The organism is Hydrogenophaga sp. (assembly GCF_041633695.1).
GTDB lineage: Bacteria > Pseudomonadota > Gammaproteobacteria > Burkholderiales > Burkholderiaceae_C > Hydrogenophaga.
In genome coordinates, this window is record NZ_JBFJMY010000314.1 from 1 (window position 1) to 5090 (window position 5090).

Below are 5090 nucleotides of genomic sequence, written 5' to 3' on the forward strand. Positions count from 1 at the left end.
CAGAGCCCGAGTGGACTCCAGCCGTGTATTTTTCAAATGCTGAACATCAGGGCGGTGAGCACGAAGTCGAGCGCCAGCACCGACAGCGATGCCACCACCACCGTGCGGGTGGTGGCACGCGAAACGCCTTCCGGTGTGGGCTGGGCCTCAAAACCCTGGAACAAAGCCACGAAGGTGACGGTGACACCAAACACCATGCTCTTGATCACGCCGTTGCCGACATCGGCCCAGACGTCCACGCCACCCTGCATCTGGCTCCAGAAGGCGCCGCTGTCCAGTCCGATCATGAGCACGCCGACCACCCAGCCGCCGAGCACACCGACCGCACTGAACACCGCCGCCAACAAGGGCATGGTGATCACACCGGCCCAGAACCGCGGGGCCAGCACGCGCCGCACCGGGTCGACCGCCATCATCTCCATGGCACTCAACTGCTCCCCGGCCTTCATGAGACCGATCTCCGCCGTCAGCGAAGTGCCCGCCCGGCCCGCAAACAACAAGGCCGTGACCACCGGCCCCAACTCGCGCACCAGCGACAAGGCCACCAGCACGCCCAGTGCCTCGGTGGCGCCATAACGCTGCAAGGTGTAGTAGCCCTGTAAGCCCAGCACAAAACCCACGAACAGGCCCGACACCCCGATGATGGCCAGGGAGTGGTTGCCCAGAAAATGGATCTGGTCGCGCACCAGCCCTGGCCGGCGCAGCGTCGCCCCCAGCAGGCCGATCAGGCGGAAAAACAGCCGCGTGCCGTAGCCGATGCGGGTCAGCAGCATGCGCACGGCAAAGCCGATCGCGGTGGGATGCAGCCAAGCCATCACCGTCCCCCCGAGCGCGGCTGCGCCCCAAAATCGTCGGCCAGACTGGGGCCGGGGTGGTGAAAGCGCACCGGTCCATCGGGCAGGGCCTGGACAAACTGGTGCACCAGCGGATCGGTGCTTTGGCGCACCTCCTCGGGCGTGCCCTGCGCGGCAACGTGTCCATTGGCCAGCACGATGACCTTGTCGGCGATGTGGAAGGTTTCGTCCAGGTCGTGCGACACCACGATGCTGGTCAGGCCCATGGCATCGTTCAGGTCGCGGATCAGGCGCGCGGCGGTACCCAAGGAAATCGGGTCCAGACCGGCAAACGGTTCGTCGTACATCACCAGGTCGGGGTCGAGTGCTATGGCGCGCGCCAGCGCCACCCGCCGCGCCATGCCGCCCGAGAGCTCGCTGGGCATGAGGTCGCGCGCGCCGCGCAAGCCCACCGCGTTGAGCTTCATCAGCACGATGTCGCGCACCAGCGCGGCCGACAAATCGGTGTGCTCACGCAAAGGAAAGGCGACGTTGTCGAACACGCTGATGTCGGTGAACAGCGCCCCGAACTGGAACAGCATGCCCATGCGCCGGCGCGCCGCGTACAGAGCGCTCTGGCCCATGACGGTGATGTCGTCGCCGTCGAACAGGGTCTGCCCGCTTTGGGCCCGGATCTGGCCACCGATGAGGCGCAACACCGTGGTTTTGCCGCCGCCGGACGCACCCATGAGCGCCGTGACCTTGCCACGTGGCACGGTCAGCGTGACGTTGTCAAGAATGGCGCGGTCCCCATAGCCAAAGCTCAGGTTGCGCAGTTCGACCAAATGGGGGGGAGGGGTGGTGGGCATGAAAAGAAAAGCCGGGAGCCACAAAGCCTCCCGGCTGCCAAATCATAAGGGATTCCGGGAAAACCCGTATCCCCTGTTCGCGGGGTCAGCGCGGCAGATCCGAAAACCCCATCAGGAATTCGTCAACCGAGCGCGCGGCCTGGCGGCCTTCGCGGATCGCCCACACCACCAGCGACTGGCCACGGCGCATGTCGCCAGCGGCGAACACCTTGGGCACATTGGTGGCGTAGCCGCCAGCGAAGTCGGTGCTGGCTTTGGCGTTGCCGCGACCGTCCTTGTCCAGGCCAAAGGCGTCGAGCACGGTGGCCACGGGCGACACAAAGCCCATGGCCAGCAGCACCAGATCGGCCTTGTGGGTTTTTTCGGTACCGGCGATCTCCACGAACTTGCCGTCCTTGAACTCCACGTGCACCGTGACCAGGCCGGTGACCTTGCCTTTTTCGCCGATGAATTTTTTGGTGGAAATGGCGAATTCGCGCACGCAGCCTTCTTCGTGGCTGGAACTGGTGCGCAGCTTGATCGGCCAGTACGGCCAGGTCATGGGCCGGTTTTCTTCTTCCGGCGGTTGCGGCATCAGTTCAAACTGGGTCACGCTGGCCGCGCCGTGGCGGTTGCTGGTGCCCACACAATCCGAGCCGGTGTCGCCGCCGCCCATCACGATCACGTGCTTGCCGTCGGCGCGCAACTGGGCTTTCACCTTGTCACCGGCGTTGACCTTGTTCTGCTGTGGCAAAAATTCCATGGCGAAATGGATGCCATCAAGATCGCGGCCCGGTACCGGCAGGTCGCGCGACTGCTCCGCGCCGCCGGTCAACACGACGGCGTCAAAGTCTTTTTGCAGTTGCTCGGCGCTGATGGTTTCTTTGGCCCAGTTCGTGACCTTGCTGTCCTTGTCCATGGCACCCACCAGCACACCGGTGCGGAAGGTGACGCCCTCGGCCGTCATCTGCTCGACGCGGCGATCGATGTGGGACTTCTCCATCTTGAAGTCGGGAATGCCGTAACGCAGCAAACCGCCGATGCGGTCGTTCTTTTCAAACAGCGTCACGTCGTGGCCGGCGCGTGCCAGTTGCTGAGCCGCTGCCATGCCGGCCGGGCCGGAACCCACCACCGCCACTTTTTTACCGGTCTTGTGCCGGGGCGGTTGCGGCTGCACCCAGTCTTCGGCCCAGGCACGGTCGATGATGGCGTGTTCGATCGACTTGATACCCACAGCGTCGTCGTTCACGTTGAGCGTGCACGCCGCTTCACAAGGCGCGGGGCAGATGCGACCGGTGAACTCCGGGAAGTTGTTGGTGCTGTGCAGCACGGTGCTGGCGTTCTTCCAGTCGCCCTGGAACACCAGGTCGTTGAAATCCGGAATGATGTTGTTGACCGGGCAGCCGCTGTTGCAAAACGGCGTGCCGCAATCCATGCAGCGCGCGGCCTGGATCTTGGCCTTGCCGTCGTCCAGACCCACCACGAATTCTTTGTAGTGCTTGATGCGCTCGGGGACGGGCTTGTAGCCCTCTTCCAGGCGCTCGTATTCCATGAAACCGGTGATTTTTCCCATGATCTTCGTCCTTGTTCTTGCGGGCTTCGGCCCTTATTTCGCCGCCGCAACGGCTTTTTTCGCCGTGGTCTGCGCCTTGCCGGTCGCGCTGGCCGCCTCCTTGCGGGCGTGGATTTCGCCCAGGGCGCGCTTGTATTCGTCGGGGAACACCTTGACGAACTTGCCACGCGACTCGGTCCAGTGGTCGAGCAGCTGGCGCGCGCGCTTGCTACCGGTCCAGCGGTTGTGGTCTTCCAGCAATTTTTTCAGTTGCGCTTCGTCGGTCTCGTCGCGGTGCCAGATGGCCCGCTCCACAGTGGCTTCCTGCTCGGCCGAACTCAGCACCTTTTCCAGGCTGACCATGGCCGTGTTGCAACGGCTGGCGAACTGACCGTCTTCGTCGTAGATGTAGGCCACGCCACCGCTCATGCCGGCGGCGAAGTTGCGTCCGGTATTGCCCAGCACGGCCACGGTGCCGCCGGTCATGTATTCGCAACCGTGGTCGCCCGTGCCTTCCACCACCGTGGTCGCGCCCGAGAGCCGCACGGCAAAGCGCTCACCGGCCACGCCGCTGAAATACGCCTCGCCGCTGGTGGCGCCATACATCACGGTATTGCCCACGATGATGTTGTCCGCCGACTCGCCACGGAAGTCGATGCTGGGGCGCACGATCACGCGGCCGCCCGACAGGCCTTTGCCGGTGTAATCGTTGGCGTCGCCAATCAGGTACATGGTGATGCCCTTGGCCAGGAACGCGCCGAAAGACTGGCCGCCAGTACCTTCGAGCTGGATGCGGATGCTGTCGTCCGGCAAGCCTTCGGGGTGGGCCTGGGTCAAGTAGCCGGAGAGCATGGCACCCACCGAACGGTTGACGTTGCGCACCACTTCCATGAACTTCACGCGCTCGCCCTTTTCGATGGCGGGACGCGACTTTTCAATCAACACCTTGTCGATGGCTTTGTGCAAACCGTGGTCCTGCACTTCGGTGTGGTAGCGCGGCACATCGGCCGGCACCGGTGGCATGGCGAGCAAGCGGCTGAAATCCAGACCTTTGGCTTTCCAGTGCTCGATGCCTTGGCGCATGTCCAGCAGATCCGCACGGCCAATCAGCTCGTCGAAGCTGCGGATGCCCAGCTGCGCCATGATCTGACGCGCCTCTTCCGCGATGAAGAAGAAGTAGTTCACCACGTGTTCGGGCTTGCCCGAGAACTTCTTGCGCAGCGTTGGGTCCTGCGTGGCCACACCCACTGGGCAGGTGTTGAGGTGGCATTTGCGCATCATGATGCAGCCCTCGACCACCAGCGGCGCGGTGGCAAAGCCGAACTCGTCGGCACCGAGCAAGGCACCCACCACCACGTCGCGGCCCGTCTTCATCTGGCCGTCGGCCTGCACCCGGATGCGGCTGCGCAGGCGGTTCAACACCAGGGTCTGCTGGGTTTCGGCCAGGCCGATTTCCCAAGGGCTGCCCGCGTGCTTGATCGAAGACCAGGGCGAGGCACCGGTGCCACCATCGTGCCCGGCGATCACCACGTGGTCGGCCTTGCACTTGGCCACGCCGGTGGCGATGGTGCCGACACCGATCTCCGACACCAGCTTGACACTGACATCGGCATGGGGCGCCACGTTTTTCAGATCGTGGATCAGCTGTGCCAGATCTTCGATCGAATAAATGTCGTGGTGCGGCGGTGGCGAAATCAAACCCACGCCCGGCACACTGTGGCGCAGCTTGCCGATGTATTCACTGACCTTGCCACCGGGCAATTGACCACCTTCACCGGGCTTGGCGCCCTGGGCCATCTTGATCTGGAGCTCATCCGCGCTCATCAGATATTCTGGCGTGACGCCGAACCGGCCAGAGGCCACCTGTTTGATCTTGCTGGCCCGCTCGGTGAAGTAGCGATCCTTGGCCTCGCCGCC

General features: G+C 63.9%; 4 protein-coding genes. All 4 read right to left on the bottom strand.

Annotated elements, in window-relative coordinates; translation table 11 throughout:
* Positions 1 to 32: 32 nt before the first annotated feature.
* Entirely contained in the window at positions 33 to 815 is a 783-nt protein-coding gene (gene mlaE, locus ABYB95_RS16815) for a lipid asymmetry maintenance ABC transporter permease subunit MlaE (protein ID WP_372659708.1), read from the bottom strand.
* Positions 815 to 1642 carry an ABC transporter ATP-binding protein gene (locus ABYB95_RS16820; protein WP_372659709.1) on the bottom strand — a complete coding sequence of 276 codons (828 nt, stop codon included), beginning with the start codon at positions 1640 to 1642 and terminating at the stop codon, positions 815 to 817. The genes mlaE and ABYB95_RS16820 overlap by 1 nt, the downstream gene beginning before the upstream one ends.
* 85 nt (positions 1643 to 1727) lie before the next feature.
* Positions 1728 to 3194, bottom strand: coding sequence for a glutamate synthase subunit beta (locus ABYB95_RS16825; protein ID WP_372659710.1), 1467 nt, complete (start codon positions 3192 to 3194; stop codon positions 1728 to 1730).
* 33 nt (positions 3195 to 3227) lie between these two features.
* The coding region (locus ABYB95_RS16830; protein WP_372659711.1) for a glutamate synthase-related protein at positions 3228 to 5090 on the bottom strand (1863 nt) is incomplete at its 5' end.

Bases quoted from the DNA above. Each gene is read 5' to 3' on its own strand.
- mlaE (WP_372659708.1), bottom strand. From the start codon at position 815: ATGGCTTGGCTGCATCCCACCGCGATCGGCTTTGCCGTGCGCATGCTG.
- ABYB95_RS16820 (WP_372659709.1), bottom strand. From the start codon at position 1,642: ATGCCCACCACCCCTCCCCCCCATTTGGTCGAACTGCGCAACCTGAGC.
- ABYB95_RS16825 (WP_372659710.1), bottom strand. From the start codon at position 3,194: ATGGGAAAAATCACCGGTTTCATGGAATACGAGCGCCTGGAAGAGGGC.